The following is a 26,552-nucleotide window of genomic DNA, read 5'->3' as shown; positions in this document are numbered from 1 at the left end:
ATGAAAACTGAAAATGCAAAAAGATGCACGATTTCCCTAGAGTTTACGAATCACTGGCTCTGGATGCCCGGCTTCCATACGAATTGTAATATTCGATTCAAACTCGATCTGTGCTGCTGGGATAACATCACCAGTAGCAGCTGAATATAACGGGGTTTCTCGGTCGAGAACAATATTGTGTCCGATATGGACGTTATCGCCTAAGTTAATGCATAACACCGATGTACCCACGCCGAAAGTGCAGTCTTTACCGACTTTAAGCTGACGTGATTCTTTGGGCGAAATAAGCGAAGAAGAAATTCCTAGATCAGTATTTTCCCCGATAACCACACCGGAAGAAAGACGACCCTCAATACGGCACGGGCCAAGAGAACCCGCATTATAAGAGACAAAACCTTCGCGTAATACTCGGGTACCAGGAGAAAGATATGCCCCTAGGCGAACTCGTTCAGCTTCGGTGATATTGACCCCGCTGGGTACTACATAGTCAACCATGCGTGGCAGACGATCAATACCATATACGTGGATGAGACCACGGGAGCGTAACGAAGTACGTACCTGCTCAAAATTATCGGTGAGACATGGACCTTTATTTGTCCATACCACCGTAGCGAGCAGCTCAAGACATTTATCCATATTGAGTTCATGTGGCTTCACCAAGCGGTGACTGAGTAAATGCAGCCGTAGGTATACATCGTGTGCATCAACTGGTGGCGCATTAAGATCAGTAATTGTGGTACGAACTGCAACTTGTTCGACCATGCGGTCTTCGTCGAGACGCACAAGGTTAAGCAGCTTGGGGCTGAGATCATGGGCACCAAGGCGCACAGAACCAGTGGGATGGGTGATATGAGTAGTTAACTCGGGACTAGGGTACCAAGTATCTAGTACCGTTGCGTCCATAGCGATATTAGCAATTCCGATGGCATGGGCTCCGAGCAAACTCATAATGCTGCTAGTTTACTTCTTTCAAAACTAATTGCCGAAGTGGACATAAAAACCAAGAGTGTTTTAATAACGACTATTGTGGTGAACATGCTGAATTTGTCCCAGGATCCCATTGAACTGACTCGTGCATTAGTTGATATTCCTAGTCCATCGCATGAAGAAAAGCGTATTGCTGATGAGCTTGAACAGGCGCTGCGAATTTTTGCTCAGAACACCAATCATGTGGAAGTACTCCGCCATGGAAATACTGTTATGGCGCGTACCCAACGTGGATTAGGAAGCCGGATTATTTTAGCTGGGCATATTGATACCGTTCCTATTGCCGATAATATTCCGGCACAGCGTATCGACGACATTTTGTATGGTTGCGGCACTGTGGATATGAAATCTGGTTTGGCTTGTTATATTAGCGCTTTTGTGGAGCTAGCTAATAGCGACCAACTCAGCCATGAACTTACCCTTATTTGTTATGAGGGGGAAGAAGTCGCTAGTGAATTTAATGGTTTAGGGCATATACAAACTGTTTATCCACAGTGGTTAGCAGGTGATTTAGCCTTGTTAGGCGAACCAAGTGGGGCGATTGTTGAAGCAGGGTGTCAAGGCTCAATCAGATTACGAATTACTGCAAGAGGCGTTCGAGCGCATTCGGCACGCAGCTGGTTAGGCGTGAATGCTATGCATCAACTAGCACCAGTTATTAGCCGTATTGCACAGTATCAGCCTCGGGAAGCAGTAGAAGTAGATGGGTGCACTTATCGGGAAGGATTAAATATTGTGCATATTGAATCTGGGGTTGCTACTAACACTATTCCTGATGAAGCTTGGTTATTTGTTAACTTCCGTTTCGCACCCGATCGAAGCCTAGCTGAGGCGATGCAGTACTTATTAGAAGTTCTCAATCTACCTGAGACAATAAGTTACGAAGTTGATGATGCGGTTGCCGCAGCACGACCTGGGCTTGATCAACCAGCGGCACAAGCATTAGTGAAATCAGTTGGTCAAGTACGAGCAAAATATGGCTGGACAGATGTGGCCCGTTTTAGTGAATTAGGCATACCAGCGGTTAACTTCGGTCCCGGTGATCCATCATTCGCGCATAAAAAAGAGGAACAATTACCGGTTGCGATGATTACGGAAGTAAAAAATGCTCTTATAAACTTTTTAAGCAGTCAGTTTTAGCTAAAGCTTCCTTATGTTAATGCCACAAAAATAAAAAAGTTAAAGGAATACCTTATATGTCCTCAAAAGTTAACCCTTCTGATAATAAAAAACGTATGCTGCGTGGCCCGATGCTTATCCGTACTCGGGATCAGGAACAAAGTTCTACCTATGATCAGCGACTATTAGAGCTTGGCAGTGACCATGATTGGTTACATGCTGATCCATGGCGAGTATTGCGCATTCAAGGAGAATTCGTTACCGGTTTTGATGCCCTAGCTGGTTTACCCAAGGCAGTAACGGTATTTGGTTCAGCACGTATTTCTGAAGGTCATCCTTATTATCAGCTAGGTTGTGAAGTCGGTAAGAAACTTGCTGAAGCTCATTATGCAGTTATTACCGGTGGCGGACCAGGCTTAATGGAGGCAGCTAATCGTGGTGCTTTTGAAGCCGGTGGGTTATCGGTAGGACTAGGCATTGAGTTGCCTTTTGAACAAGGTCTTAATGAATACGTTGATCTTGGGTTAAACTTCCGCTATTTCTTTGCCCGCAAGACTATGTTTTTGAAATATTCACAGGCTTTTGTTTGTATTCCTGGTGGAATGGGCACTCTCGATGAACTTTTTGAAGTGCTGTGTATGGTACAAACCAAGAAGGTAACAAATTTCCCCATTGTATTAATGGGTGTAGATTTCTGGTCTGGTCTGGTGGATTGGTTACGTGATCGTTTAGTTAGCGAGGGCGTTATTAATACTGGCGATACGGATCTTTTCTTAGTTACCGATAGTGTTGATGAAGCAGTGGAATATATCAAGAGTGAACATGCTCGAATGGTAGATAGCACACCAATTGTTCCAGAAACCCCAATTCAGCAGGTTCGCCAGTGATCTCACGCTTTATTGAGACTACTGGCGATAACGCCGGACTAGCCGTGGTGATGGCGATTATTAATCGCACTCCTGATTCTTTTTATGATCAGGGGAAAACCAATAATTTTGAGGTGGCTCTAGAACGTGCACAATTAGTAATTGACCAAGGTGCAAAGATTGTCGATATTGGCGGAGTTAAAGCAGGCCCAGGAGATTTTGTTAGTCCGGAAGAAGAAATAGATCGGGTAGTCCCACTTATTGCAGCTGTTCATGAAAAGTACCCAGACATTGTTATTTCGGTAGACACCTGGCGCAGTGAAGTAGCAGCTCTAGCTATTGAAGCCGGTGCCAGTCTTGTTAACGATACCTGGGCTGGTCATGATCCAGAGTTATCTGCGGTAGCCGGACAGTATCGAGTTGGCTATGTATGTTCGCATACCGGTGGCGTTATTCCCCGAACTCGCCCCTACCGGGTACATTTTGATGATGTGGTGCGTAGCGTTATTGAAGAGACCACCGCTCAGGCAGAACTAGCCGTGGCTCGTGGGGTACCAGAGGATATGATTTTGATTGATCCCACTCACGATTTCGGTAAAAATACTTTTCACGGACTAGAACTTTTGCGTCGTATTGACGAAATTGTTGCAACTGGTTGGCCTGTACTTATGGCCTTATCTAATAAGGACTTTGTCGGTGAAACCTTAAATCGTGAGCTTAATCAGCGAGTTGCTGGAACTTTAGCCGCAACAAGCTGGTCGGTAGCTAGAGGTGTGGCAGCGATTAGAGCACATGAAGTACAAGAAACCGTAGACACGATTCGAATGATTGCCGCTATTGAAGCAACCGTGCGACCACTGTATACAACTCGGGGACTAGCATGAAGGCTCAGACTGGGCATCTATTAGTTACTCCGGAAACACTGAAACAAAACGTGACAGATATGACAGTAGATATGTCTATGGTGTCGGTGGTTATTCCCGCATTGAATGAACAAGATACGGTAGCTGATGTCGTGGCTTCGGTAATAGCTGATCGTCCCAAAGAGGTTTTGGTTATTGATGCCGATTCCACCGACCAGACGGCGCGGAATGCTGATGCGGCTGGAGCACGAGTAATTAATTGGCGCGAAATTATTGCTCAGTCTCCTATTCCTGGTAAAGGAGAATCTTTATGGCGTGGTGTGGCTGCTGCACGTGGTGAGATAATAGTTTTTATTGACGCAGATATTCATCCTATACCTCACGCCGTCGTCCAGCTTGCACAACCTTTTGCTGATCCTAATATTTGTTTAGTCAAAGCCGATTACACTCGTGGTTATAACGGACAGCCATATGGTGGCGGTCGAGTAACAGAGTTGACTGCGAAGCCGTTATTACGCACATTTTTCCCCGAACTTGCCGCTATTGCTCAACCGCTAGGTGGCGAGTATGCGCTGCGCCGCGAAAACGCACGTAGCCTGGAATTTGTGAGTGGATATGGGGTTGAAATTGGTTTGCTTATCGACGTCTATCGTCGCTATGGCTTGGATGCAATCTGTGAAGTAGAACTAGGACATCGAGTGCATCGCAATCGTGATCTAACTGAATTATCTGCGATGGCAGATGTGGTGGCACAAACGATTCTTAGTCGCGCCGGGTTTGGGGAAGTTTCTGTTGCTTCTCGGCCTCCATTAAAGTCGTTGTAATAGCGTTAGAGAGAAAGAAACGGATATGTTTTCCTGGATTTTATTGATCATGCTGTTGATCGTTTTTGTCGGTGTGATGACATTTGTGTTTGCCGGTGTTTTTGGTCGTGGTGAGATAACACCGCCGACTACTGATTTAGCAGAAACCCAAAAAGCTAATTATCAGGCGATAGCAGTAGGCGATATTGATCAATTGCGTTTTGATGTTGTGCATAGAGGCTATCGACAAGATCAAGTTGATGCAGTAATTACGCAGCTAGTAGAACAACTTGCTGAGGTACAAGCAAAGAATACAATCGCAGATGAGGAAAATCTGCCCGCATAGTAATTTCCGTCCAAAGTGAACTTTTCTATGATGCAAATCATGTTTTACGCGTAATTGCAGCAAGAAACAGGTAGACTGGGAAGAGTTCTTGGCCAACACTAGAAAGTAAGTGATCCTCTTGGCAGCAATGAAACCACGTACCGGAAATGGTCCGATGGAAGCCGTATTCGAGTCTCGAAAAATTGTTATGCGTATCCCTACCGATGGTGGTGGGCGGCTAGTTATTGAGTTGAACAAGGAAGAAGCAGCCGAGCTTGGCGCTTTATTACTTGATGTTGCCCAATAAAAATTTTTTAAGGAGCCAGTGAATTCATGCTATCGCATGTCATTGACGTCCTCGCAGATCCCGTTGACGGTACCGCATTGCGCGGTGTCAACGGATTTTCGCGTTTGGTGTCTGAATCAGGTCATTCTTATGATGTTGCCCGTCAAGGATATGTCACCCTTGCTGGGGGTGCAGGGTTACGCCATTCTGGTGATGATACTGCAATGATTCGGGCACGTGAGACCTTTCTTTCGGGAGGAAACTTCGCTCCTTTTGTGGAAGCAGTAACTGATTCTATTGAACAGGTTATTGATGAAGCACAAGTTCCTGATGAAGCTGAACCAGTTATTGCCGAGATAGGTGCTGGAACTGGGTATTATCTCTCGCACGCGTTGGACTCTATTCATGGTTCACGCGGGGTAGGTATTGATGTTTCAGTGCCGGCGGCAAAATTATTGGCACATTGTCATCCACGAGTGGGTGCAGTTGTTGCTGACGCGTGGGCGCGTTTGCCATTTTTGGATGCATCAGTTGATGTTATTTCGGTGATCTTTGCCCCGCGTAATGCAAGCGAGTTTGCGCGCATTCTGAAACCAGGTGGACAGGTTGTGGTACTGACCGCAGATACTGGACATCTTGCTGAATTACGTGAGCCACTTGGCATTATTGATGTTGAACAGGGAAAGATCCAGCGGATGATCGATAAAGCCGCCGGTTTTTTAACCCCAGTAGGCGATAGCGAATTGGTTGAATTCACAATGACTTTGGATCAGCAATCCATTGCTACTCAAATTGGTATGAGTCCTTCTGCTCGGCATATCTCTGAAGATGTTCTTGCCGAGCGAATTAGGAGATTACCTGAGCACATGGAAGTAACTGCTCGGGCTATGATTACCCGTTTTCGCCCTAACGATTAGGCGATAATGAGAAAAATAAAAAGCTCGTCGAATATTTTTATGTTCGACGAGCTTTTTACTTACTTTTAGCGTACTGGTCCTTCGAGATCATCGAGACCACTGTATGCGTTACGACGGGGGAAGAATTTATCGAAACGTTCAACGGTTGCCGAGGAAGTGCTTAAGAAGAATTCTTCGCACTGGCCATTGAAATAGACTCGGCTAGCCATAGCTATTTGTCCACCATCGGCAAAGACTTCAACGGTAGAGGCATCGACAATAATGGTCACTGAGTCAGTGTCATCTTCATTTAAAGGAGCAATAGCTATATTGTCTCCGAGATGATGCGGATTCATGGAGCGATCGAGTTCTAGGCGATCGCCATAATGGGTAATGGTGCAGGCAACTTGGCCGGTAGTGTCATAAAGTGCGATAGTGACATCGCCATCAGCAGGAATATCAAATATTCCCGTGCACATGCTGGCATAATCGGAATGCTCAATAGCGGTAGGCAAACCGGAAAAAGGCGTGGTGTATAAAAGACCACCTTGTAGGGTGATTCGGCGAGGAAGGCTAAGACAATTCGCCCATCCTTCAGTATTCATTGAAAGGTGGGTACTGGCATCATCGAGGCGGCCAACGCCATTCATAAGTCCAAAAAGTACCGCTGATTGGTAGCGCTGTTCGGCGTTAATAATGCTAGAAGGACGATTTGTATTGCGTGGACGAACAAAATCATGACCGTAGTCGAGACGCTTAAACGGGGCAGTAATAGTAAAAGTAGTTCCGGATAAAGTGCCAACTAAGTAGCCGGAAATATCGATGCCATTATGCTCAATAGTTACGATTAAAACATCATAAATCTGGTTATCTATTTCATCGCGTAGGCGGATAATTCGGGGAGCTACGATATTAACGTCGGAAAGCCCGGAATCACCTGCTAATTTAAGTGGACCGCGCAGCTGCCAGACTTTACCATCTTGGCTTTCTAAAATTGCTAACCCTGGACAGGTTATATCACCGGTGACAGTGAGCATAAGCCAACCTTCGTGGCCGGCCTCTCTGTTGGCTTCATTAAACCAATTAGGTACCACACATGGGGAGCGAAAATTAGTTAATCCCGCTTGATCAGTAATAGCTACCCCATGGCGAATAACATGGAAATCTAGGGTACTCGCCTCATCGGAAACGGTTTCCCAGGTTGCCTCGATATTGGGGATCTCTGCTATACCGATATGGGTTTCTTGCTGTTGTGCATCATGAACAATAGCTCCGGTGTAATACAAGGTGACATCATCACCGACGGCAGTAACCGAGCCGGCTCGTAGGGTGGTTTCTGGTGCTTGTGGGGCAAGCACGTCATCGCAAATTTCCCAGTTAAACGGTGAACCATAGGAGACTTGGTGTGCCCAACGCGAACCTTCAGACTCACGTGGTGCAAACTGGGTAAACATATGCCAGGTGTAGCCGTCGAAAAGTACTCCTGCGGGAGCATTAAGGATGCCTGTTTCAGGGGTAACGTGGAGTTCTGGGCGATGTGTCAAAGGGATCACTTACTTTCCGTCGAAGACTTCACTTCGGTGTGATGAATTTGATGGTCAAGATCATTGGAGGCAAGATTTGCTCGACTGAACTCGGGGGTGAGTGGTAAATGTAGCTGTAGATCAGTTCCTGGGCAGACTTCTACTTGTCCGTGCTCAATAATGAAATCGAGAATATGCCCACCGTGAGTGCGTTCATCATCAATAAAATGTGAATGGCAGCCCGGCACCCCAATTCCTTTTTCGTAAATAGGGGTACGAAACCCTACGATTGTGCCAGCAATATTGTTAAAGATTACTTCTGCATCATCATTTATTGCTTGCATCATGGGCGGGTAAGGACGTGACTGCTTTGTTACGGTACGTACTGTAACTTGCCGATAAAAACCATGAATTTTTACTGCATACATGTAGTTTTGGCTAGGCAAAATACTAGAGACGAACTCACTGAGTTCATTGCGTCGCAGTCCAGCCGGTGCTGCATGAACAATTCGTGGCACAAAGTTGGTGGCTAGAGCAAACGGGCTACGTTGATGAAGCTGTGCTCGCTGTGCACAGCCATCGCTACGGACTTGATAGCAGATGCCATCAAGAATAATCATTTCGCCGTCGAGGGCGTCGAAAGTACCTAGGCCGAAGTTGCCGTGGCCGAGCAGCTCGCCAACAGAAATTTCACCGTCATAAATGCCGTCTAAGAGTGCAGTCATTAATGAGGATTGAAAAATCGTATGACGAAACTGCACTACTGCCGATTCATCACTCATGTGCGTCTAGAGTAGTCCGAAAAAAGTATTTATGCTGAAGAAAAGAATTGACCTAGCTAGCTTATTGTCTCTGAGCTGCAGTTATGTGTCAGATAAGAAATTAATAAGATAAGATATTTTTGTTAGGCCACGCTTATTTGTGTCGTTTAGTTGATGAGCACGTAGCAAAGAGCATAGTTGCACTAGCCATAGAACTACCCGAGATAGGTATAACCCGGCTGATATCCAAGGGATAGCTGGGTTATACCTTCACTGAGCTGCTCAGGTTATCGTGGGACGAATGCTGGCTCTATGATTCGGTGAGCTAGTTCCGTATGGGTGTGGTTCACCTAGTGCTCATCACTGGGGGCGAGTAGTAGGTTCAATGAGTGAGCGATAAATATTTACAGTTTGCTCAGCTATTGTTGACCAAGCAAAATCATTGACAACACGCTTGCGTCCGGCAAGACCAAATTTCTTAGCCAGTTCACGATCGCGAGCTAGTGCATTAACTTGCTCGGCAATACCATGTTCGAATGCTTCGGCATCAGCAGGATCATAGGGCACTAATAAGCCGGTTTCACCATCGAGAACAACCTCTGGGATACCGCCAACATCAGAAGCAACAACTGCAGTAGTACAGGCCATTGCCTCCAGATTAACGATTCCTAGTGGCTCATAAATACTTGGGCAGACAAAGACATCGGCTGCAGTAAGAATTTCTTGAATCTTGTGCCTTGGTAGCATTTCTTGAACCCAAATAACCCCATCGCGCTCTGCTTGGAGCTTTTCGACGAGGTCCTTAGTGCGTGCGGCTATTTCTGGGGTATCAGGAGCACCAGCACACAGAACAAGCTGGATGTCTTTATCAAAGTAACGAGCCGCTTTAACAAGATGCTCCACACCTTTTTGCCGGGTGATTCGACCAACGAAAGCCACAATCGGGCGATCTGGATCAACCCCAAGTTCTAATAAAATGGAGTTTTCTGCTTCATCGAAGATCGGGCGAGGCTGCCACAGTTCAGTATCAATGCCATTGAGTACAACATGAATTTTGTCTTCGTGAACCCGTGGGTAAGCCTTGAGTACGGCCTCTTTCATTTTGGCACTAACCGCAATAATGGCATCAGCATATTCGAAGGCATTACGTTCGCTCCAGCTGGAAATATCATAGCCTCCACCAAGCTGTTCTCGTTTCCATGGGCGATCTGGTTCTAGAGAGTGTGCAGTAGTTATATGAGGTATTCCATGCAGCTGGCCGGCAAGATGTCCGCCTAATCCGGCATACCATGTGTGCGAGTGAGCAACGTTGGCGCGCCCGGCGGCCTCAGCCATACGTAGGCCAGTAGATAGGGTTTTAATTGCTGGATTGGCTTCTGCTAGTGCCTTATCGACGCCGTGTACGTAGACGTCTTGTTCATCTCTCGGCTGCCCCATGCAATGAACATCGACGGGCACAATTTTACGCATATAACGGGTTAGTTCTGTGACGTGGACACCGGCGCCACCGTATATCTCGGGTGGATACTCTTTGGTCATCATTGCAACTCTCATACCTTCGAGGGTAATAAAGCTTTCACTAGTTGAGGGGGAGTCGTGTCTTATGTCGCATTTGATGTGAAAACAAAGCGAACATAAATGTTCTCGATTAGATTGGGACAGGTGCGGAGTAACAAAAATGTATTAGCTATTGTCCTTGCTGGTGGTGAAGGTAAACGACTCTTTCCACTGACAGAAGATCGTGCCAAGCCAGCAGTTCCTTTCGGTGGCACATATCGTCTTATTGATTTCGTTTTAAGTAACTTGGTTAACGCCGGGTATTTAAAGATTTGTGTGCTTACCCAGTACAAGTCTCATTCGCTTGACCGTCATATTTCTCAGGCATGGCAGTTTAGTGGTCCAACCAGCCAGTATATTGCTTCGGTTCCGGCACAACAGCGGTTAGGTAAACGGTGGTATCAGGGATCGGCAGATGCCATTTTACAATCGTTGAACCTGATCTACGATGAAAAACCAGATTATGTCATCGTCTTTGGCGCCGATCACGTTTATCGGATGGATCCATCGCAGATGGTCGAGGAACATATTAAATCCGGTGCTTCGGTATCAGTGGCAGGCATTCGTGTTCCGCGCTCAGAAGCTTCGGCTTTTGGTTGTATCCAGTCTGATGAGCATGGCAATATTACCGAATTTATTGAAAAGCCGGCAGATCCTCCAGGTACTCCAGATGATCCAGAGATGACCTATGCGTCAATGGGAAATTATGTATTTAGCACTAAAGCACTTATTGACGCATTAAAAGCAGACGAAGTTAATGAAGCATCCGCACATGATATGGGCGGTGATATCATTCCGTACTTTGTATCTAAAGGCGAAGCTCATGTCTATGACTTCAATAACAATGTAGTTCCTGGTTCCACTGACCGGGATGCTGGTTATTGGCGCGATGTCGGCACAATTGATGCCTTCTATGAAGCACATATGGATCTTATTTCCGTGCATCCGATCTTCAACCTTTATAACCAGCAATGGCCAATTCGCTCCACTGACCTTGGTCTACTGCCACCGGCTAAGTTTGTTCAGGGCGGTATTGCACAATCATCCATGGTTGCTCAAGGATCAATTATTTCTGCTGCTACCGTGCGTAATTCTGTTCTTTCAACGGATGTTGTAGTCGAAGAAGGCGCAACGGTGGAAGGTTCAGTGCTGATGCCGGGTGTTCGCATTGGAAAAGGTGCGGTTGTTCGCCATGCGATCTTAGATAAAAACGTGGTGGTTTCTGATGGAACATTAATCGGTGTGGATCGTGAGCGTGATTCACAACGGTTCTCGGTAAGCCCCGGCGGAGTTGTCGTAGTAGGTAAAAACGTTGTTATCTAAGCACTAGCGCACAAGTGAAGGCATTGTCATAATAAACTGGCAGTGCCTTCACTTATACACTTTTATGTTTTAGCGTTTTGTTATGAGCGTTATCCCAGCACCGAGTGGTAATCGGGTGACGATAGCAGAATCAAGGGTGTGAAGATATTCATCGGTATCGCGTGCAGCAACAGTGTCGCGATCTTTACGAGAGGCATCGGCAAGCGTGCCGTCGAGAAGCGAATCGGACAGTACCAATACTCCACCGCTTGTCAGCAGCGGTAGGGCGGCGTCGATAAAAGCTCGGAATTCAACTGGCGCAATATCGGCATAAATAACCTGGTAAGCATTGTTGGCAAGACGACCTAGTACATCGAGTGGGCGCGAAGGTAGTGAACGAATCTGGGAGAATGAGTATCCTGCCTGATGTAAGGTAGTTTTGGCGCGTTTGTGGTGTTCGGGTTCTGGGTCAATGCAACTAAGAACAGCATTATCTGCTGCGCCATCAAGCAGATATAAACCGATGACATCTGCGGCCGGGCTAGCAGCAACAAGATTGGTTGCGCGAGTGGCACAAGCTAGCGTGGATAAGAGCTGTCCGGTTGCTCCATCGGGAATCGCAAGGCCAAACTCCTGTGCTGCTTCACGTGCAGAGCTAAGTGCTTCAGAGGTAGTTGAGGTTTCCTCGATGTAGGAATGCATGAGTCCAAGAGCTGTTTCGTTCACGTGCTTGAGTTTATGGGCTGAGAAAGCAAAAGCAGGGTGATACACGTGGAAAAAACTATGTTGTGACTAATGTGAATATTGTGTTTTAACGGGTGAGGAAAAATAAGCAATGAGGCAGCATTGCCGTGATGAAATTAAGAAAACACTGCCGAATAAAATGCGCCTTTAGGTGATAAAAGGCTAAGAAAAGTAACAGTTTTAAAACAGTATGGGTGCTAACAGCAAACTTTCAGCTTTTTGAATGGAAAAAGAGATTTTTCTTAGGCAGAATCTCTTGACATGAACACGTCATTGGAATCCTCCGCTCAAGGTCTTACTACTGGGGAGGCTGGTGTAGAAAACCTGTCCGGTACTGCTGCCTTTGATGCTGGATTGGGAGCCATGCCATCGTGGTCGGAACTCGTTTCAGAACATGCTGATTCGGTATATCGTTTGGCATATCGTCTTTCCGGTAACCCACACGATGCCGAAGATCTTACTCAAGAAACCTTTATGCGTGTTTTTCGTTCCCTCAAGAATTATCAACCAGGTACTTTTGAGGGGTGGTTACATCGTATTACCACCAATCTATTTCTCGATATGGTTCGTCACCGGGCGAAAATTCGCATGGAGGCGTTACCTGAAGATTATGAGCGGGTTCCTGGAACTGAAATGACTCCAGAGCAAGCCTATACCGTGGCTAATCTTGATCCGGTGTTGCAGCGTGCATTAGATAAGTTGAGCCCGGATTTTCGTGTTGCTGTTGTGTTGTGTGATGTCGTTGGTATGAGCTATGACGAGATTGCCGATACTCTTGGCGTGAAAATGGGTACGGTTCGTTCTCGTATTCACCGCGGACGTAGCCAATTACGCGCCAGCATTGAACAAGAAGCACAAGAATCTCTTGATGCGCAGCTTCTTATCCGTTCTTAGCTAATAAGCAGTGTTTTGGTATCTGCTTGATACTGCTTTGGTGGAGTGAGATCCGTAGTAATGCTAAAAGATTTGCACCATAATTACGGTCAAAATGATTTAAGTAAAAAGTTATGTGTGAAATTTTCAGCAGCAGTTTTATCAAGCGTATTCATTAATTTAGGTGTATCCTGGTCACTACCGTAGGCGAAAAAGCTAAGGCTTGTGTGCAGGGTAAGTGTTGATATAGCAACGAAGGAGGTCACGCTGTGTGGATGCAGTATCTTTCAGCGGTGATAGGGAAGGTAGGCAAAAATGAAACATTTTAGTTCTATCGACCACCTTAACCCGGAGGCAGTGGCCGCCTTTGTTGACTATGAGTTAACTCCACTTGCCGAACATCGTGCCAAAGTTCATCTAGTGCACTGTTTAGAGTGCCGCAAAGAAGTCGAAGCGCAGCGTCATGCTTCTTCTGTATTACGCGCGGATGTCGCTGGGGCGGTCACTGCTCCTACCGATCTACTAGCTAAGCTGCATAAAATTGCTCAGTCCTGTCCAGCAGGGCCAAGCGCCGATGACATTCCATGTCAGATGCCCGAAACTTTATTAGACCGGATTGATTTTGTTGCTCGTGCTTTTAAACGAGTTAATCGGGGTCAGTAGAGTTTCCTGGATATAGAATATCGCTTAAGGTTGAAGAGTGTTTTCTTCTATTGGTTGGGGCGAAATCTTTGTTGTTTTCGTCGTTGCGCTCATTGTGATTGGCCCCGAGCGGTTGCCGCGGGTTATTGAAGATTTTCGTGCAGCTGTTTTTGCTGCTCGTAAAGCAATCAATAATGCGAAAAAAGAGCTCAATGGTGAGTTTGGTGGCCTTAGTGAGGAATTCTCTGATTTTAAGGAACCGATAGCACAGATTGCGCGTTTTCAACGTTTAGGACCTCGAGGCGTTATTACTAAAGCGCTTTTCGACGATGATGAAGAGTTTATGGGCTCTTTTGATCCTAAAAAAATTATGTCTGGGCCAACCCAAGGCTCTCAACACCGTAATTATGCTGGTGCTAACCGGGTTGAGTGCCCAGATTCTGGTGAACCATCAGTAGCTAAACAACCAAAAGAAACCGAGACAGAATCGATCAAGGACACGACAGATAACCCGGCAGTCGAGTTACCCAAAAATAAATTTGATGATGTGATCTAAAAAAGCTCACCGCAGTAACACGGTGAGCACAGCGAATATAGCTAATGCCGGGTAACACCAAGGTTGAGTGATTTACCTGCTAAGCTTTCGCGGCGAATAATAAGTTGATCAGCAATAGCGTAAATAGCCTTGCCAGTAGGAGAATCAGGATCAGAAAGGGCAATGGGTAGCCCATTGTCTCCACCAGCTCGAAGTTTAGGATCAAGAGGTACTGAGCCGAGCAATTTTACTGGGGTACCAGTAAGGGTTGCTAGACGCTCGCGTACTGCTTCACCACCGCCAGAGCCAAAGACATCGATGACGCTGCCGTCGTCAAGCACCATAGCAGACATATTTTCAATTACTCCAGCAATTTTTTGTTGGGTTTGAATCGAAATTGAGCCAGCGCGTTCGGCTACTTCGGCGGCTGCACTTTGCGGAGTAGTAACTACAAGTAACTCGGCATTAGGAACAAGTTGTGCCACTGAGATTGCGATATCACCAGTTCCGGGTGGAAGATCGAGTAAGAGAATATCTAGGTCACCCCAGAAGACATCGCCTAAGAATTGCTGGATAGCGCGGTGGAGCATAGGCCCGCGCCATACTACTGGCGCATTGCCTTCTACAAAGTGGGCAATAGAAATGAGCTTCACGCCATGTGCTTGTGGGGGCATAATCATGTCGTCAACAGCATGCGGACGATCCGTGCTATTGAGCATTCCGGGTACGGAATGACCATAAATATCAGCATCGAGGACACCAACTTTAAGACCTTTTGATGCTAAAGCAGTAGCAAGGTTGACCGTCATGGAGGATTTTCCTACGCCGCCTTTGCCCGAGGCAACGGCATAGACGCGAGTCGTGGAATCAGGTTGCGCAAAAGGAATTACTGGTTCAGCAGCACCACCACGTAATTTTTGGCGTAGCTCTCGACGCTGTTCGTCACTCATTGTATCAGTGGTGACACGAATATTGCCGATACCTTCAATATCTTTGAGCGCAGCAATGCTGTTATCTACCAAGGTATTTTTCATTGGACAACCAGCGATTGTGAGATAAATCTGCACATCAACATCATTGCCATTGATCTCGATAGACTTCACCATGCCTAATTCAGTCAATGGTTTGCCGATCTCAGGGTCTTCAACCCGAGAGAGTGCCTGGCGGACGGTGGATTCTGTAATAGGGTTCATCGATTATCTACCATACGCCAGTGCGAAGAGGAATGAGAAAGCTATTTTTCTTTCTCAATATCGCCTTGAATAGGATCCGAGAGGTCATCATTTCCACCTTCGGAAATACCATGCTGAAAGGCGATACGTGCAGCAGCCTCATCATCAAGCTTGGCTTCAATACGTTCTAATAAACTATGTAGATCTTCAAGCTCGTGGCGTAAATAGTCTCGGGAAACCATTTCGCCAACTGCTAGCCGAAGGCCAGCGAGTTCTCGGGTGATAAATTCGGTGTCAGCTTTGGTTTCAAAAGCACGACGACGATCCTCATTGAGCGAGACACGATCTCGATCCTCTTGGCGATTCTGCGCTAGCAGGATAAGCGGTGCAGCATAAGCTGCCTGAGTAGAAAAGGCTAGATTAAGCAGGATGAATGGATATTCGTCCCAAGAAAACCACCAGCCACCCACATTGAGCAGAATCCATACCAGCACAAAGACGGTTTGCCACATAAGGTAGCTACCGGTGCCAAAGAATCGAGCGACTTTTTCTGCATAAGCACCGACGGTATCGTCGTCAAGCTTAAGAAAGGAGCGTCGCTGTTTAATATACGGTGTATCAAGCTCTGTTTTGGTGTAATCAGCCATAGGTGTCCTTTCTTAAGCGCGGGGATCAGTATCTGGTCGGATACCAGTATCACGCCAATCGTCGGGAAGCAGGTGATCGAGCAAATCATCGACGGCTACCGCCCCAAGCAGGTGGTTTTCATCGTCGATAACCGGTCCACACACAAGGTTATAAGTGGCGAAATAGCGTGCCGCAGTCTCTTGAGTGTCATCTGCATAAAGTGGTGGAAGATCTGGATCCAAGATACCTGAAACCAAAGAACTGGGGGGTTCACGTAATAGTTTTTGCAGGTGCACGCAACCTAAATACTTTCCAGTAGGCGTAGCGGTAGGGGGGCGCACCACGAACACCATAGAGGCCAAAGAAGTAGGCAAATCTGGGTTACGTGCTAAGGCAAGGGCTTCTGCAACAGTGGTTTGCGGGACAAGCACAATTGGCTCGGGAGTCATAAGCGCACCTACGGTATCAGGGCTAAAACTCATCAAACGACGCACTGGAGCAGATTCTTCTGGATCCATGAGTTCAAGGAGCACATCGGCTTTGGCATCATCGAGCTCACCGAGCAAGTCGGCAGCATCATCGGGATCCATTTCTTCCAACACGTCTGCAGCACGTTCAATATCAAGGGTTTCAAGAAGTTCAGCTTGACGGTCTTCGCTCATTTCTTGGAGCACGTCGGCAAGGCGTTCGTCATCTAGCTCTTTGGCTACAGAAATACGTTGAGTTTCTGGCAGATCATATAAGGCGCTGGCTACGTCGGCTGGGCGCATATCTTCGAATTCAGCGATGAGTTCGGCAGCAGGATCGGGAACAGTAGTTCCTGAGGCATACAGACCATGAACGTGGTTCCACGGAACAATGGTTAAAGTAGGGCGTCGGCCAAAGGTGGGACGCTCAGAGATCACCGCAGCTCGTGAGATCGCCCAGTCGCGGGTACGGGTGCGTTCGATTTCTAAGTCGGCTATTTCCATGGCTCGACCATGTAGGTGGTCAAGTTCAGGATCATCAACGTGTACTTTGGCACCGATCAGATCACCAAGTACTGCTACCTCACCGGTACGAGCTTTAAAAGCGCGGAGAGATACTGATCCAGAAACTAGAGTGATTTCCTGCGGATCAATGGAGGCAATACGCAACATTGGTAGGAAAATGCGGCGTTTATTGGTCATTTCTACGACTAATCCGAGTACTCGGGAAGTATGTTGGCTGGAACGCAGATTGATAATGACATCTCGGACACGACCGATAACATCAGTATCTGGTCCACGAACGACCATACCTGCGAGCCTACCTGCATATACGCGTGTCACTTCGTTCATAAAAAACCAGTGTACGGGGCAAAAGAAATATTCGATACCCAAGAACACCAGGAGTAGGGGATTAGTTTGTTCTTTTATTCGTAGTCATTGCCGTTATTACAGTAGTTAGCTTTAGTTCTTGTTGGTGTCAGCTAAAAAATATAAAAGCCCGGTAAGAATGTTAAAGTGAGGTGTAGGAAAAAGATATCTGTCTGAGATGGCTAAAAATATATAAGGAGAAGAGGTGCCAGAACGCTTGTTGGTTAATCCAGGGGAACTGCAACGCCCTACTGGGCTTCCCGTGGGTAGTTTTGGTACCTATGCCGAGGCTCAAGCAACCGTCGATATGCTCAGTGAAGAAGGTTTTCCAGTTAATGAGATCACCATTGTTGGCGTGGATCTCATTGCGGTGGAGCGAGTACTAGGTCGATTAAGTTGGCCACGAGTTATCATTAGCGGCTTGCTATCAGGGCTTTGGATTGGTGTTTTCTTTGGTTTTATCCTTGGCATGGTCTTTGATTCTTGGCCAAATGCTCTAGGTGTAGGCATTTTTATGGGACTTATTTTTGGCGTAGTATCCAGTGCCATTCCTTATGCTTTACGACGTGGGAAACGTGATTTTGAGTCCCGTACTCAAATCGTTGCTGGGCGTTATGATGTCCTCTGTAATCCAGAAAATGCGATTATTGCTAGGGATAAAGTTGTTGAATATTTGCGGAGCAAAGCAAAAAATGCCTAAAACCTATGTGGCAACAGCGTTATTAGTAAGCACATTCGTACTAGGCGGCTGCGCTGAATATGAACCTGCCCGAGATATTATTCACGATCAACATTCTGTAGTAACAGTACTTGTTTCCTCTGATAGTTCTGAACAACTAGTACTTGGTGAGCTATATAGCCAAGCTCTAAACCGCAGGGGAAGAGAATCGCAAATTCGGATGATGGCTGCCGAACATAACCCGGTTTCAATATTACGTTCAAAAGCTGGTGATCTTTATATAGCCTGTTCTGGTGATATTTTATCTCTCGTGTATCCGGAAAAAGCACAAGAGATTGAAAAAGAGATGCGATCTGATAGTCAATCAAATCCTAATGATCCTACTTGGCGGGAAGAAACCTATGCCGCAGTAATGGGGGCATTAGGGGAAACATTAGACGCTACTGACCCCTCGAATGCTTTAGGATGCGCAGATAGCAGTAGCGCACTACCGCAGAATATTTTGCCTATTTACCGTATTCCAGTTCTTTCCCGTGAGGAACGACTGGTACTTAATGAAATCAGTGGCACAATTTCCACGTCTGATCTCAGCGAATTGGTTGTTGAAACTAAAGAGAGAAATAGTGCGCGTAAGGTCGTTGCAGAATATTTAGATAGCAAAGGAATCTAATTTTTCTTGCTTAAAATATAAGTGAATTCTACCCCTGTTCATGATTGTGAACAGAGGTTTTATTGTGTTGAGGGGAGATGGAAATCTACTTTTCCTATCGGAAGGGTAAATAGGTCTAATTCTTATAAGAGAACGTGTATATGAGTGTTTTTAACGAAAGGTAGAAAAATGCTTACCCCCGTCTCGCTTAATAATCTGGCTTAGTGTACTAGCGTTGAGTGGTTTGTTAGCTGGGTGCGGGAGCGTGTCTACTCTTATTTCCGTATTGGATGCTTCTTCTACAACTTTGACAATAACCACTACCCAAACGGAGATTCCGCAAACAGAAATTACTTCGTCGAAAAGTGACCCAAGCGAAAGCACTTCTGTAGATGGTTATGTGCTTCAAGGCGGCAGTGGACCGGTGGTTTTTAATCGTAAAACTCTTCATTCCAAGTTTTTGATGTGTGTGAGAAGGTAATTTATCCGAATGCTCAAGAGTTGCAGTTAATAGAAGAGCCATTTTTTGCGGAGCATCCTTTTTCTTTCCCGGAATTATATTTTGTTGCCTGTGTATTCGAGGACATAGGTTCTTTCGATAAATCGGGATCCGTAATTTTTAGGTTTGATGCAGATTCTTATGAAGAGAGTGTGCGAGAAGCATTGTGGGTTAAACATAAGGTCAGCAAACGACTTCCTCATGCATATGCCTACCAAGATGAGACAGCTAGTGACTATTGTTCAGCAGCTGTTTCTACTGAATACGGCAGGCTAGAAGCATGCTATAGCGGAACAGATTTGTCTCCAGAGGGTACGAGAGTCTCCTGTTCAAAAGCAGTACGGCTTTTAGAAAAAGTTTATGAGATTGGTTTTTGGAAGAAGTCTCCAGATAAATATCTAGACAGATATGACGATGAGTATGGGAAAGAATTTCCGGATAAATATCGCAGAAGAACTGATATCGATGACTTTGATACTGGTTATTTAGCTTCAGTAGATAGCTAATTTGCTGAGAAAATACTGAGTAATTTCTACCCCTATGGGGGAATTTGAACAGGGATTTTTCGGTGATAAGGGGAGATAAAAATCAATTTTCCTTAAGAATGTAAGAATCTCGATTAAAAATACGTCTAACTCTTGTAAGCGGACGTGTTCGACCTACGCGAGGACATGTGCGCTGATTGTGTACATCATGTTTTTGACGAAAGGTGGATGAATGCTTACACCATTTCGCTTACTAGCCTGGCCTGTTGTACTGGTTTTGAGTGTCGTATTAGTGGGATGTGGGAGTGTGTCTGTTCTTGTTTCTGAGTTAGCTACTTCATCTAACAGTATGCCGACAACAAGTGTGCGACCGGAGAACACACAAACGGTAAGCGCTTCATCAGAAAGCGCTCAGACGGAAAACTATGTGCTTCAGGGCGGTAGTGAGCCTGCGGTTTTCGATCCTGAAAATATTGGTTCCAAGTTCTTTAATGCGTGTGAAGAGGTGATTTATCCGAATTTAGAAAAATTGGGTTTGGTTGAAAATCCATATGATGAAGAACGCTTTGATTTTACCCCTGAAGAGAATTTCAATTCTTGTTCTTTTATTGAAGTCAATGCTGCCGAGGATGATCGATGGGTAACTTTCTTTTGGGATCGACTTCCATATGAATTTATTTCAGATAATGCGTTATGGATAAAACACGGGGTGAGTAAGCGGCTTCCTCATGCTTATACATATCAGTTACCTGATTCGGATGCTTTATGTTGGGCAGCTGTTTCTACTGGACACGGCAGGATCAGTATCGCTCGTCTGGGGAGCGATTTACTTCATCCAGAACTTGAAGTTTCGTGCCCCAAAGCGGTGCAATTGTTAGAAAAAATTTATGAGATTGGATTTCCTTATGATTTCTGAGTTAATAATGGATAGAGAAAATATCCAGAACAATATAATAGATATTGGCGAACAGGTTAATCACGTATATGTTGCTGTGCAAAACGTATCGCATAAATCTATCAGTGGTTCCTACTCTTCGGCCTCTGGTTTTGATCAAATAGGCGAAGCTCACGGGTTGGTTTTTTCTGGATCACCAGGTTCTGCAGATGCGGTTTTAAAATCTTATCTTGAGCAGGCTTCGTGGTTACAACAAGCTCTTAAAGCAACCTTTGAGGCTATTCAAACACAAGATAAGTTATTCGCACATAGTCTTGACAATGCAGAGCAAAATGGAGCAACTGGTACTGAAAGTATCCAGTTCCCCGCACGACCTGAACTACGGTTTTCCGATTTCCATTTCCGTACACCTGTAGTTCTACCGGCATTAACCTTGTCGGAATTATCTATGCAATTACAAACTACCCGGGTAGATGCACCGGTACGTGCTGCTAAAAAATGGCAAGTAGTAGGCGAAAAGATAGCTCGAATTGCTACCAAATTGGGTGAAGTAGCTGAGCAGATACGTCAAAATAATAAAGGTGATGTCTTTGATGCTGCTGTTCAACGCATTAATGATGTTGCTAATTATGGTCGCACTTTTGCCTCAAATACTCAGATCATGGGTGCTTATGTATCTCGGCTTAGTACTATCCATGCGCAGATATCGACCCAAGTTGCATTAGCTAATCTGGCGGTTAGTGCGATAACTGATCCAGCAGCTCGTTTAATAGCAGAAAAAGAAGAGCTAGCACGCATTCAAACACAATTACAGGCACAGCTACACACTGCAGTTCCTCCGATAAGAAACCTCATGTCTCAGCAAGCTAGCGTTGCTAGTGCTGGTTCTGAGCTACGTGCTGCTGCGGAAACAAGTGTTAATAAAATTGCGAAATCAGATCTAGCTTTGGCCGGTAACCAGGCTTTTACTAATAGCGCTAGCATTGGCCAATTAGGCGGGGCACCAGGTGGAGCAGGTGGAATGAATCCAGCTCCCATGCATACAGGCAGTGCTGGTCAGATACCACCTTCTGGATTAGGTACTGGTAGCAGTGGTGGACTTGGTGGATCAAATATGCCGGTACCAGGAGGAACTGGTATGGCGGTTCCGGGATTAGGCGGACGACAAAACGGTGGGTATGCCAATGGCACACATGGTGTTGGGGTGGCACCTTCTTCCACAAATACTTTGTCAGGTTCTAAGACTCCTATGAATCATATGGGACCTGCGCCATTAACCGGTCGATCAAGCCGACGAGTATCGCCTTTTGACTCCACTGTGAAAGGAATTGGACGTGGTGGAAGTTCACACTTTGGTTCTGGTGGTGGTGCTTCTAGTGGTGGATTAACTGGTTCACCCGGTGGTGTGCATGGTGGTACACCAGGTGGGCTCAATGGTGTTGGTAGCACGAATCACCCAGGTAATGGGTTAGCTAATAGTAATGGTTCGGCTGGTCGATCAGGTGCTCCAGTAGCAGGCGGTATGCCCATGGGTGCAGGTGGTGCAGCCGGTGCTGGTAGTAATCGAACAGGTAAAGCAAAGCGTGTGATGAGTGCTGTTGAACGTGAAGGCGATTTGCGGGCAATCCTTGGCGAACGACCTAAAGTGGTTCCCGGCGTTATTGGTGCCTGGGTACGAGACGAGGTGTAAACATTATGGATTTACCTGATGTTGCTGGAAAATATGGTCTAATAGGTACCCGCTCTTTATGCATGCATGATCCCATTCATGAGCGAGTAGCAAAAGGGCTACATATGAAAATTACTTCAGAAGTAGCTATGAATACCGCCGTATATGAAAGGCTCTTGCCTTGGCAAAAACGGCAAGCTTTTGCGATTGCTGTAGGCATGCAATTAGACAAAGCAACGTTGTGTCTTCGTGCCGCAGCTCATGCCTGGGATATTGCTTGTTTAGGAAAAGAACCTCTTGCTGAGGTCAATTATATTTTGTCTTCGTATACCCTCACCAAAAAGAAGTCTCCTCCTGGGGTGAAATATAGAAGCCTACACGTTCATTACGATGAGGTTGTTGAAGGCGTTTACCTACGTGCCACATCACTAGAACGCACAATTTTTGATATTGCCACGATATATAGTGTCCGTGAGGGAGTACTTTGCCTTATAGATGCATTGCATAAGTATCCCGATTTGGATATGGGTATCTTTGAGAAGCTATCCCATGATCGTCGGATGTATAGGCGCAAAGGCAAACGGAATATGCGCACGGTATTAGAGATTATTAAACACGTCCCTAAAGAAAACCAGATACCAATGTATCTTCGTGATGCGATCATATTAGGTACGGGCTGATAGTAACAGCATAAAGCTCAGGGCGTTCCAATTGAGTGGAACGCCCTGATACCAGAGATAATTACGTGTTAATCAGCAAAGGCTTCGTCGAGAAGCGCAGCTTGTTCTACATTGTGTACTTTCGATAAACCAGTGGCAGTGGAAGCCTGGGCTCGTCGGGAAATACGTTTCATTGGTAGCAAATCTGGGATTAGTTCGCGCAGATGCTCATTAAGGAATGGCCATGGACCTTGGTTGGCTGGTTCATCCTGGCAGAAACGGATTTCTTCGGCATTGGGGTAAGAAGCGAATGTTTCACGCAGACGGTTAAACGGGATCGGATGTAGCATTTCAATACGCACGATGGCGACATCTTCCCGGTTTTCTTTTTCGGCACGCTTAGCTAACTCGTAGTAAAGCTTGCCTGAAACTAGCATGATCTTTTTGACCTTGCTCTTATCTATACCATTAGCACTGAAACGGGGATCGTCGATAACTGACCGGAACTTTTCTACTTCGGTGAAATCTTCTACGGCGGAGGTAGCTGCTTTCATACGCAGCATCGACTTTGGCGTAAACACAACAAGTGGTCGCTTGAGATCGCCAAGTGCGTGACGACGCAGTAAATGGAAGTAGTTAGCAGGTGTGGAAGGCTGGGCAACAGTCATTGTTCCCTCGGCACATAGTTGCAGATAACGTTCGATACGAGCCGAAGAGTGATCCGGGCCTTGTCCCTCGTAGCCGTGCGGTAGTAAAAGGATAACTGAAGAAGTCTGTCCCCACTTGGCTTCCCCAGAGGAAACATATTCATCAATAATGGTCTGGGCACCATTGGCAAAATCACCGAATTGTGCTTCCCAGGCTACGACTGCATCTTGGTTGCCAACTGAGTAACCATATTCAAAGCCCATGCCAGCGTATTCGGTAAGAGCAGAGTTATAGACCAAGAATTTACCGCCATGACCCTTGCGTTCTGCCAGTTCATGCAGACCATTAAACTCATTACCCGTATTTGGGTCATAAACTACGGCGTGACGCTGGGTGAAAGTTCCGCGCCGGGAATCTTCACCAGCAAGTCGCACTAGCTTACCGCCATTAGCTAATGAGGAGAATGCGATGAGCTCTGCCCAGCCCCAATCAATTTCACCATCGGCGGCAGATTCAACGCGTTTCTTTGCAATCGGTGCCACACGTGGGTGGAATTCAAAGCCTTCTGGTGGAGTCGCATATGCTTGAGCAATTTCATGCAGCTCTTCTTTGGTGATATTAGTTTTAAGACCATGCGGTAGTTGCTGAGAACTGGTGATGCCTTCTTGGAGGCTAATTTCTTTATGCGCCGATCCCTTGACCTCGTTAAATACTCCTTCCATTTGGTCACGGAAGTCGCGTTCTACAGCCGCAGCATCTTCTGGGCTTAGCTCACCTCGGCCAAGTAGATCCTCAGCATATTGACTACGTACTGTCTTGCGGCCGTCGATAAGCTCATACATCTTAGGCTGGGTCATCGATGGATCATCGGCTTCATTATGTCCCCGGCGACGATAGGTTATGAGGTCAATAAAGACATCCTTGCCATAGCGACGGCGGTACTCGGTGGCTAATTGACCAACCCAGACCACAGCTTCTGGATCATCACCATTGACATGAAAGACGGGGCAGCCATACGCCTTGGCGAGATCAGTTGCATAGTGACCAGACCTGCCAGAATCTGGGGTAGTAGTAAAACCGATTTGGTTGTTCACCACAATGTGTACTGTGCCACCGACGGTATAACCGCGTAGTTGAGCAAGGTTAATGGTTTCTGGCACAATCCCTAGACCGGCAAAAGCTGCGTCACCATGAAGCAATAATGGCATGACGGTAAAGCCGTCGCCACCTTTATCGAGCAGGTCTTGTTTAGCGCGGGCAATACCTTCCATAACGGGATTGACCGCTTCGAGATGCGATGGATTTGCCGTGAGCGTGACCTTGATTTCACCATCACCGAACATTTGTAGGTGTTGTCCCTCGGCGCCAAGATGATATTTCACATCGCCAGAACCACCAGCAGATTTAGCTTCGATATGACCTTCGAATTCGGTGAAAATCGTTGCTAGTGGTTTGCCAACAATATTGAACAAAACATTGAGGCGACCACGGTGTGGCATACCGATAACCACTTCATCAAGACCTTGACCAGCAGCGGTATCAATAGCAGAATCCATTAATGGAATAAGTGATTCCGCACCTTCTAATGAGAAACGCTTTTGGCCAACATATTTGGTTTGTAAGAAATTTTCAAAGGCTTCGGCTGCGTTTAACTGCTGCAAAATATATTTTTGCTCGGCAATAGTAGGTTTTGGCATACCTGCTTCAATACGATCTTGTAGCCAGGTACGCTCATCGCGGTCAAGAATATGGGTGTATTCGGTACCGACCTTGAAAGTGTAGGCAGCTTGAAGTCGAGAAAGAACCTCGCGCAGGGTCATGGTTTCTTTGCCACCAAAACCACCAACGTGGAACGTGCGATCAAGATCCCACAAGGTTAGACCATGCGTTTCAATATCGAGATCTCGGTGATCAGGAACTGGCATACCGGGTTGAATCCAGCGCAGTGGATTCGTATCAGCGATGAGGTGACCACGCGAACGATATGCTTCGATAAGTTGCATGACCCGGGTATTTTTATCTAATCCCGTATTGGGCAAGTCCTGTGCCCAACGCATTGGTGTAATCGGAATATCAAGCGAATTGAAAATGGAATCCCAGAAAGCATTGTCGATAAAAAGCTGGCTCATGGTACGCAGGAATTCGCCCGACTCAGCACCCTGAATAATCCGGTGATCATAGGTGGAGGTAATAGTAACTAGCTTGCCAACGCCAAGCTGCGCTAGTCGATCCTCAGAAGCTCCAGCGAATTCTGCTGGGTAATCCATAGAACCAACGCCAATGATTGTGCCTTGACCCTTAGTTAAACGTGGTACCGAATGGCGGGTACCAATACCACCAGGATTAGTTAAAGAAATGGTTACACCGGAGAAATCATCCATGGTGAGCTTGCCGGTGCGGCCGCGGGCAACAATATCTTCATACTTTTCGACGAAGTGAGCAAAGTCGAGAGTTTCTGCTTCTTTAATCGCGGCGACAACCAGCGCGCGACTGCCGTCTTTTTGTGGCAAGTCGATTGCTAACCCGAGGTTGATATGTTCAGGGGTAATAACAGTAGGTTTGCCGTTGATCACCGCATAGTTATTGTTCATATCTGGGTGCGCCATAATGGCTTTTACCAGTGCATAACCGATGATGTGGGTAAAAGAAACCTTGCCACCATGGGTGCGCTTGAGATGATCATTAATAATGGCGCGATTTTCAAACATAAGCTTGACTGGCATATCGCGCACAGAAGTAGCAGTAGGTATTTCTAAGGATTCATCCATATTCTTTGCGATGGCCTTAAAAATACCTTTAAGTGCCTTTTCACCAGCGTCAGGGAGGTCTTTTGCTTTGGTTAATGGAGAAACTTTGGGTTTCGGCTTAGGTGTCTTTTTTTCTTCTTTCTTTACCGGCTCAGTAGTTGCTGTAATAGGTGTTTTCTGAGCAACTGGGGCAGTAGATGTAGAAGAAGTGTTTGCTTGACTAGATGGGGCGCCCTGCTTTTCAAAAAGATCGCGCCATTCTTGATCGACAGAATTTGGATCTTGAAGAAATTGCTGGTGCATCTCTTCTACCAGCCAAGCATTTTGTCCGAAAGTACTAGCGCTACTCACGGCAGGTACTCGCCTCTTTTCTTTGTGAGATTTTAACTTCTATACACAGTTAT

Annotated in this window: 26 protein-coding genes; 17 read left to right on the top strand and 9 right to left on the bottom strand. The window is 46.1% G+C overall.

Annotated elements, in window-relative coordinates:
* Nucleotides 1–36: 36 nt before the first annotated feature.
* Nucleotides 37–948 carry a DapH/DapD/GlmU-related protein gene (locus tag UL82_RS07595; RefSeq protein WP_046440118.1) on the bottom strand — a complete coding sequence of 304 codons (912 nt, stop codon included), beginning with the start codon at nt 946–948 and terminating at the stop codon, nt 37–39.
* Nucleotides 949–1,035: 87 nt separating this feature from the next.
* Here UL82_RS07595 and dapE point away from each other — a divergent pair, with 87 nt between their 5' ends.
* The 7 genes from dapE (at nt 1,036) to UL82_RS07565 (ending at nt 6,166) form a co-directional block, all read left to right on the top strand.
* Nucleotides 1,036–2,127, top strand: coding sequence for a succinyl-diaminopimelate desuccinylase (dapE, locus tag UL82_RS07590; RefSeq protein ID WP_046441377.1), 1,092 nt, complete (start codon nt 1,036–1,038; stop codon nt 2,125–2,127).
* Between the two features lie 56 nt (nt 2,128–2,183).
* Entirely contained in the window at nt 2,184–2,993 is an 810-nt protein-coding gene (locus tag UL82_RS07585; protein WP_046440116.1) for an LOG family protein, read from the top strand.
* A gap of 50 nt (nt 2,994–3,043) precedes the next feature.
* Entirely contained in the window at nt 3,044–3,856 is an 813-nt protein-coding gene (gene folP / locus UL82_RS07580) for a dihydropteroate synthase (protein ID WP_046441375.1), read from the top strand.
* 71 nt (nt 3,857–3,927) lie between these two features.
* Entirely contained in the window at nt 3,928–4,659 is a 732-nt protein-coding gene (locus tag UL82_RS07575) for a glucosyl-3-phosphoglycerate synthase (protein ID WP_046441373.1), read from the top strand.
* Nucleotides 4,660–4,684: 25 nt separating this feature from the next.
* Nucleotides 4,685–4,984, top strand: a complete 300-nt coding sequence (locus UL82_RS07570; RefSeq protein WP_046440114.1) for a DivIVA domain-containing protein — start codon at nt 4,685–4,687, stop codon at nt 4,982–4,984.
* Nucleotides 4,985–5,102: 118 nt separating this feature from the next.
* The gene (locus tag UL82_RS10900; RefSeq protein WP_083966520.1) at nt 5,103–5,270 is read left to right on the top strand and encodes a DUF3117 domain-containing protein; all 168 of its coding nucleotides are present in this window, start codon (nt 5,103–5,105) and stop codon (nt 5,268–5,270) included.
* A 26-nt stretch (nt 5,271–5,296) separates the two neighbouring features.
* Nucleotides 5,297–6,166, top strand: a complete 870-nt coding sequence (locus tag UL82_RS07565; RefSeq protein ID WP_046440112.1) for a methyltransferase domain-containing protein — start codon at nt 5,297–5,299, stop codon at nt 6,164–6,166.
* Nucleotides 6,167–6,231: 65 nt separating this feature from the next.
* Here UL82_RS07565 and UL82_RS07560 read toward each other — a convergent pair whose 3' ends face one another.
* The 3 genes from UL82_RS07560 to glgA all read right to left on the bottom strand — a co-directional run bounded on the left by UL82_RS07560 (nt 6,232) and on the right by glgA (nt 9,983).
* Nucleotides 6,232–7,689: a glycoside hydrolase family 32 protein gene (locus UL82_RS07560; protein WP_046441370.1), complete on the bottom strand. Its 1,458-nt coding sequence runs from the start codon at nt 7,687–7,689 to the stop codon at nt 6,232–6,234.
* A gap of 5 nt (nt 7,690–7,694) precedes the next feature.
* Entirely contained in the window at nt 7,695–8,450 is a 756-nt protein-coding gene (gene budA, locus UL82_RS07555; RefSeq protein WP_046440110.1) for an acetolactate decarboxylase, read from the bottom strand.
* Between the two features lie 339 nt (nt 8,451–8,789).
* Nucleotides 8,790–9,983 carry a glycogen synthase gene (gene glgA / locus UL82_RS07550; protein ID WP_046440109.1) on the bottom strand — a complete coding sequence of 398 codons (1,194 nt, stop codon included), beginning with the start codon at nt 9,981–9,983 and terminating at the stop codon, nt 8,790–8,792.
* Nucleotides 9,984–10,067: 84 nt separating this feature from the next.
* On the opposite strand from glgA, the gene glgC reads away from it, so the two are divergent.
* Complete coding sequence (gene glgC, locus UL82_RS07545; RefSeq protein WP_046440108.1) at nt 10,068–11,309, top strand: glucose-1-phosphate adenylyltransferase; 1,242 nt, start codon at nt 10,068–10,070, stop codon at nt 11,307–11,309.
* A 69-nt stretch (nt 11,310–11,378) separates the two neighbouring features.
* Here the strand turns inward: glgC and UL82_RS07540 are convergent, their stop codons facing one another.
* On the bottom strand, nt 11,379–11,990 hold the full coding sequence (locus UL82_RS07540) for an O-methyltransferase (RefSeq protein ID WP_046441369.1): 612 nt from the start codon (nt 11,988–11,990) through the stop codon (nt 11,379–11,381).
* A gap of 303 nt (nt 11,991–12,293) precedes the next feature.
* On the opposite strand from UL82_RS07540, the gene sigE reads away from it, so the two are divergent.
* From sigE to tatB, 3 genes are all read left to right on the top strand, one after another.
* Nucleotides 12,294–12,926, top strand: coding sequence for an RNA polymerase sigma factor SigE (sigE, locus tag UL82_RS07535; protein WP_046440106.1), 633 nt, complete (start codon nt 12,294–12,296; stop codon nt 12,924–12,926).
* 294 nt (nt 12,927–13,220) lie between these two features.
* Nucleotides 13,221–13,568: an anti-sigma factor family protein gene (locus UL82_RS07530; RefSeq protein WP_046440104.1), complete on the top strand. Its 348-nt coding sequence runs from the start codon at nt 13,221–13,223 to the stop codon at nt 13,566–13,568.
* 37 nt (nt 13,569–13,605) lie between these two features.
* On the top strand, nt 13,606–14,103 hold the full coding sequence (gene tatB / locus UL82_RS07525) for a Sec-independent protein translocase protein TatB (protein WP_126363875.1): 498 nt from the start codon (nt 13,606–13,608) through the stop codon (nt 14,101–14,103).
* Nucleotides 14,104–14,144: 41 nt separating this feature from the next.
* On the opposite strand, the gene UL82_RS07520 is transcribed toward tatB, so the two are convergent.
* The 3 genes from UL82_RS07520 to UL82_RS07510 are packed head-to-tail and all read right to left on the bottom strand — an operon-like array spanning nt 14,145 to nt 17,200.
* The gene (locus tag UL82_RS07520; RefSeq protein ID WP_046440102.1) at nt 14,145–15,275 is read right to left on the bottom strand and encodes an Mrp/NBP35 family ATP-binding protein; all 1,131 of its coding nucleotides are present in this window, start codon (nt 15,273–15,275) and stop codon (nt 14,145–14,147) included.
* Nucleotides 15,276–15,316: 41 nt separating this feature from the next.
* Entirely contained in the window at nt 15,317–15,901 is a 585-nt protein-coding gene (locus UL82_RS07515) for a DUF1003 domain-containing protein (protein WP_046440100.1), read from the bottom strand.
* Between the two features lie 12 nt (nt 15,902–15,913).
* A complete protein-coding gene (locus tag UL82_RS07510; protein WP_046441367.1) occupies nt 15,914–17,200 on the bottom strand; it encodes a magnesium transporter MgtE N-terminal domain-containing protein in 1,287 nt (428 codons plus the stop codon).
* Between the two features lie 223 nt (nt 17,201–17,423).
* Here UL82_RS07510 and UL82_RS07505 point away from each other — a divergent pair, with 223 nt between their 5' ends.
* The 6 genes from UL82_RS07505 (at nt 17,424) to UL82_RS07480 (ending at nt 22,774) form a co-directional block, all read left to right on the top strand.
* A complete protein-coding gene (locus UL82_RS07505) occupies nt 17,424–17,918 on the top strand; it encodes a general stress protein (protein WP_046440098.1) in 495 nt (164 codons plus the stop codon).
* Nucleotides 17,911–18,567: a type 2 periplasmic-binding domain-containing protein gene (locus UL82_RS07500; protein WP_046440097.1), complete on the top strand. Its 657-nt coding sequence runs from the start codon at nt 17,911–17,913 to the stop codon at nt 18,565–18,567. The genes UL82_RS07505 and UL82_RS07500 overlap by 8 nt, the downstream gene beginning before the upstream one ends.
* 444 nt (nt 18,568–19,011) lie before the next feature.
* Complete coding sequence (locus UL82_RS07495) at nt 19,012–19,551, top strand: hypothetical protein (protein ID WP_046440094.1); 540 nt, start codon at nt 19,012–19,014, stop codon at nt 19,549–19,551.
* Between the two features lie 211 nt (nt 19,552–19,762).
* A complete protein-coding gene (locus UL82_RS07490; protein WP_046440092.1) occupies nt 19,763–20,446 on the top strand; it encodes a hypothetical protein in 684 nt (227 codons plus the stop codon).
* The gene (locus UL82_RS07485) at nt 20,418–22,115 is read left to right on the top strand and encodes a coiled-coil domain-containing protein (RefSeq protein ID WP_126363872.1); all 1,698 of its coding nucleotides are present in this window, start codon (nt 20,418–20,420) and stop codon (nt 22,113–22,115) included. The genes UL82_RS07490 and UL82_RS07485 overlap by 29 nt, the downstream gene beginning before the upstream one ends.
* 5 nt (nt 22,116–22,120) lie before the next feature.
* A complete protein-coding gene (locus UL82_RS07480; RefSeq protein ID WP_046440088.1) occupies nt 22,121–22,774 on the top strand; it encodes a hypothetical protein in 654 nt (217 codons plus the stop codon).
* 68 nt (nt 22,775–22,842) lie between these two features.
* On the opposite strand, the gene UL82_RS07475 is transcribed toward UL82_RS07480, so the two are convergent.
* Complete coding sequence (locus UL82_RS07475; RefSeq protein ID WP_046440087.1) at nt 22,843–26,499, bottom strand: multifunctional oxoglutarate decarboxylase/oxoglutarate dehydrogenase thiamine pyrophosphate-binding subunit/dihydrolipoyllysine-residue succinyltransferase subunit; 3,657 nt, start codon at nt 26,497–26,499, stop codon at nt 22,843–22,845.
* Nucleotides 26,500–26,552: the final 53 nt, after the last annotated feature.

The organism is Corynebacterium kutscheri (assembly GCF_000980835.1).
In the GTDB taxonomy this organism is placed as follows: domain Bacteria; phylum Actinomycetota; class Actinomycetes; order Mycobacteriales; family Mycobacteriaceae; genus Corynebacterium; species Corynebacterium kutscheri.
The sequence above is the reverse complement of the archived record's forward strand: the minus strand, read 5'-3'. Positions and strand labels throughout refer to the sequence as shown.

Excerpts from the sequence above, each read along its gene's own strand:
- UL82_RS07595 (WP_046440118.1), bottom strand. The coding sequence starts at position 948 with ATGAGTTTGCTCGGAGCCCATGCCATCGGAATTGCTAATATCGCTATG.
- dapE (WP_046441377.1), top strand. The coding sequence starts at position 1,036 with ATGCTGAATTTGTCCCAGGATCCCATTGAACTGACTCGTGCATTAGTT.
- UL82_RS07585 (WP_046440116.1), top strand. The coding sequence starts at position 2,184 with ATGTCCTCAAAAGTTAACCCTTCTGATAATAAAAAACGTATGCTGCGT.
- folP (WP_046441375.1), top strand. The coding sequence starts at position 3,044 with ATGGCGATTATTAATCGCACTCCTGATTCTTTTTATGATCAGGGGAAA.
- UL82_RS07575 (WP_046441373.1), top strand. The coding sequence starts at position 3,928 with ATGTCTATGGTGTCGGTGGTTATTCCCGCATTGAATGAACAAGATACG.
- UL82_RS07570 (WP_046440114.1), top strand. The coding sequence starts at position 4,685 with ATGTTTTCCTGGATTTTATTGATCATGCTGTTGATCGTTTTTGTCGGT.
- UL82_RS07565 (WP_046440112.1), top strand. The coding sequence starts at position 5,297 with ATGCTATCGCATGTCATTGACGTCCTCGCAGATCCCGTTGACGGTACC.
- budA (WP_046440110.1), bottom strand. The coding sequence starts at position 8,450 with ATGAGTGATGAATCGGCAGTAGTGCAGTTTCGTCATACGATTTTTCAA.
- glgA (WP_046440109.1), bottom strand. The coding sequence starts at position 9,983 with ATGAGAGTTGCAATGATGACCAAAGAGTATCCACCCGAGATATACGGT.
- glgC (WP_046440108.1), top strand. The coding sequence starts at position 10,068 with ATGTTCTCGATTAGATTGGGACAGGTGCGGAGTAACAAAAATGTATTA.
- UL82_RS07540 (WP_046441369.1), bottom strand. The coding sequence starts at position 11,990 with ATGCATTCCTACATCGAGGAAACCTCAACTACCTCTGAAGCACTTAGC.
- sigE (WP_046440106.1), top strand. The coding sequence starts at position 12,294 with ATGAACACGTCATTGGAATCCTCCGCTCAAGGTCTTACTACTGGGGAG.
- UL82_RS07530 (WP_046440104.1), top strand. The coding sequence starts at position 13,221 with ATGAAACATTTTAGTTCTATCGACCACCTTAACCCGGAGGCAGTGGCC.
- UL82_RS07520 (WP_046440102.1), bottom strand. The coding sequence starts at position 15,275 with ATGAACCCTATTACAGAATCCACCGTCCGCCAGGCACTCTCTCGGGTT.
- UL82_RS07515 (WP_046440100.1), bottom strand. The coding sequence starts at position 15,901 with ATGGCTGATTACACCAAAACAGAGCTTGATACACCGTATATTAAACAG.
- UL82_RS07510 (WP_046441367.1), bottom strand. The coding sequence starts at position 17,200 with ATGAACGAAGTGACACGCGTATATGCAGGTAGGCTCGCAGGTATGGTC.
- UL82_RS07500 (WP_046440097.1), top strand. The coding sequence starts at position 17,911 with ATGCCTAAAACCTATGTGGCAACAGCGTTATTAGTAAGCACATTCGTA.
- UL82_RS07490 (WP_046440092.1), top strand. The coding sequence starts at position 19,763 with ATGCTTACACCATTTCGCTTACTAGCCTGGCCTGTTGTACTGGTTTTG.
- UL82_RS07485 (WP_126363872.1), top strand. The coding sequence starts at position 20,418 with ATGAGATTGGATTTCCTTATGATTTCTGAGTTAATAATGGATAGAGAA.
- UL82_RS07480 (WP_046440088.1), top strand. The coding sequence starts at position 22,121 with ATGGATTTACCTGATGTTGCTGGAAAATATGGTCTAATAGGTACCCGC.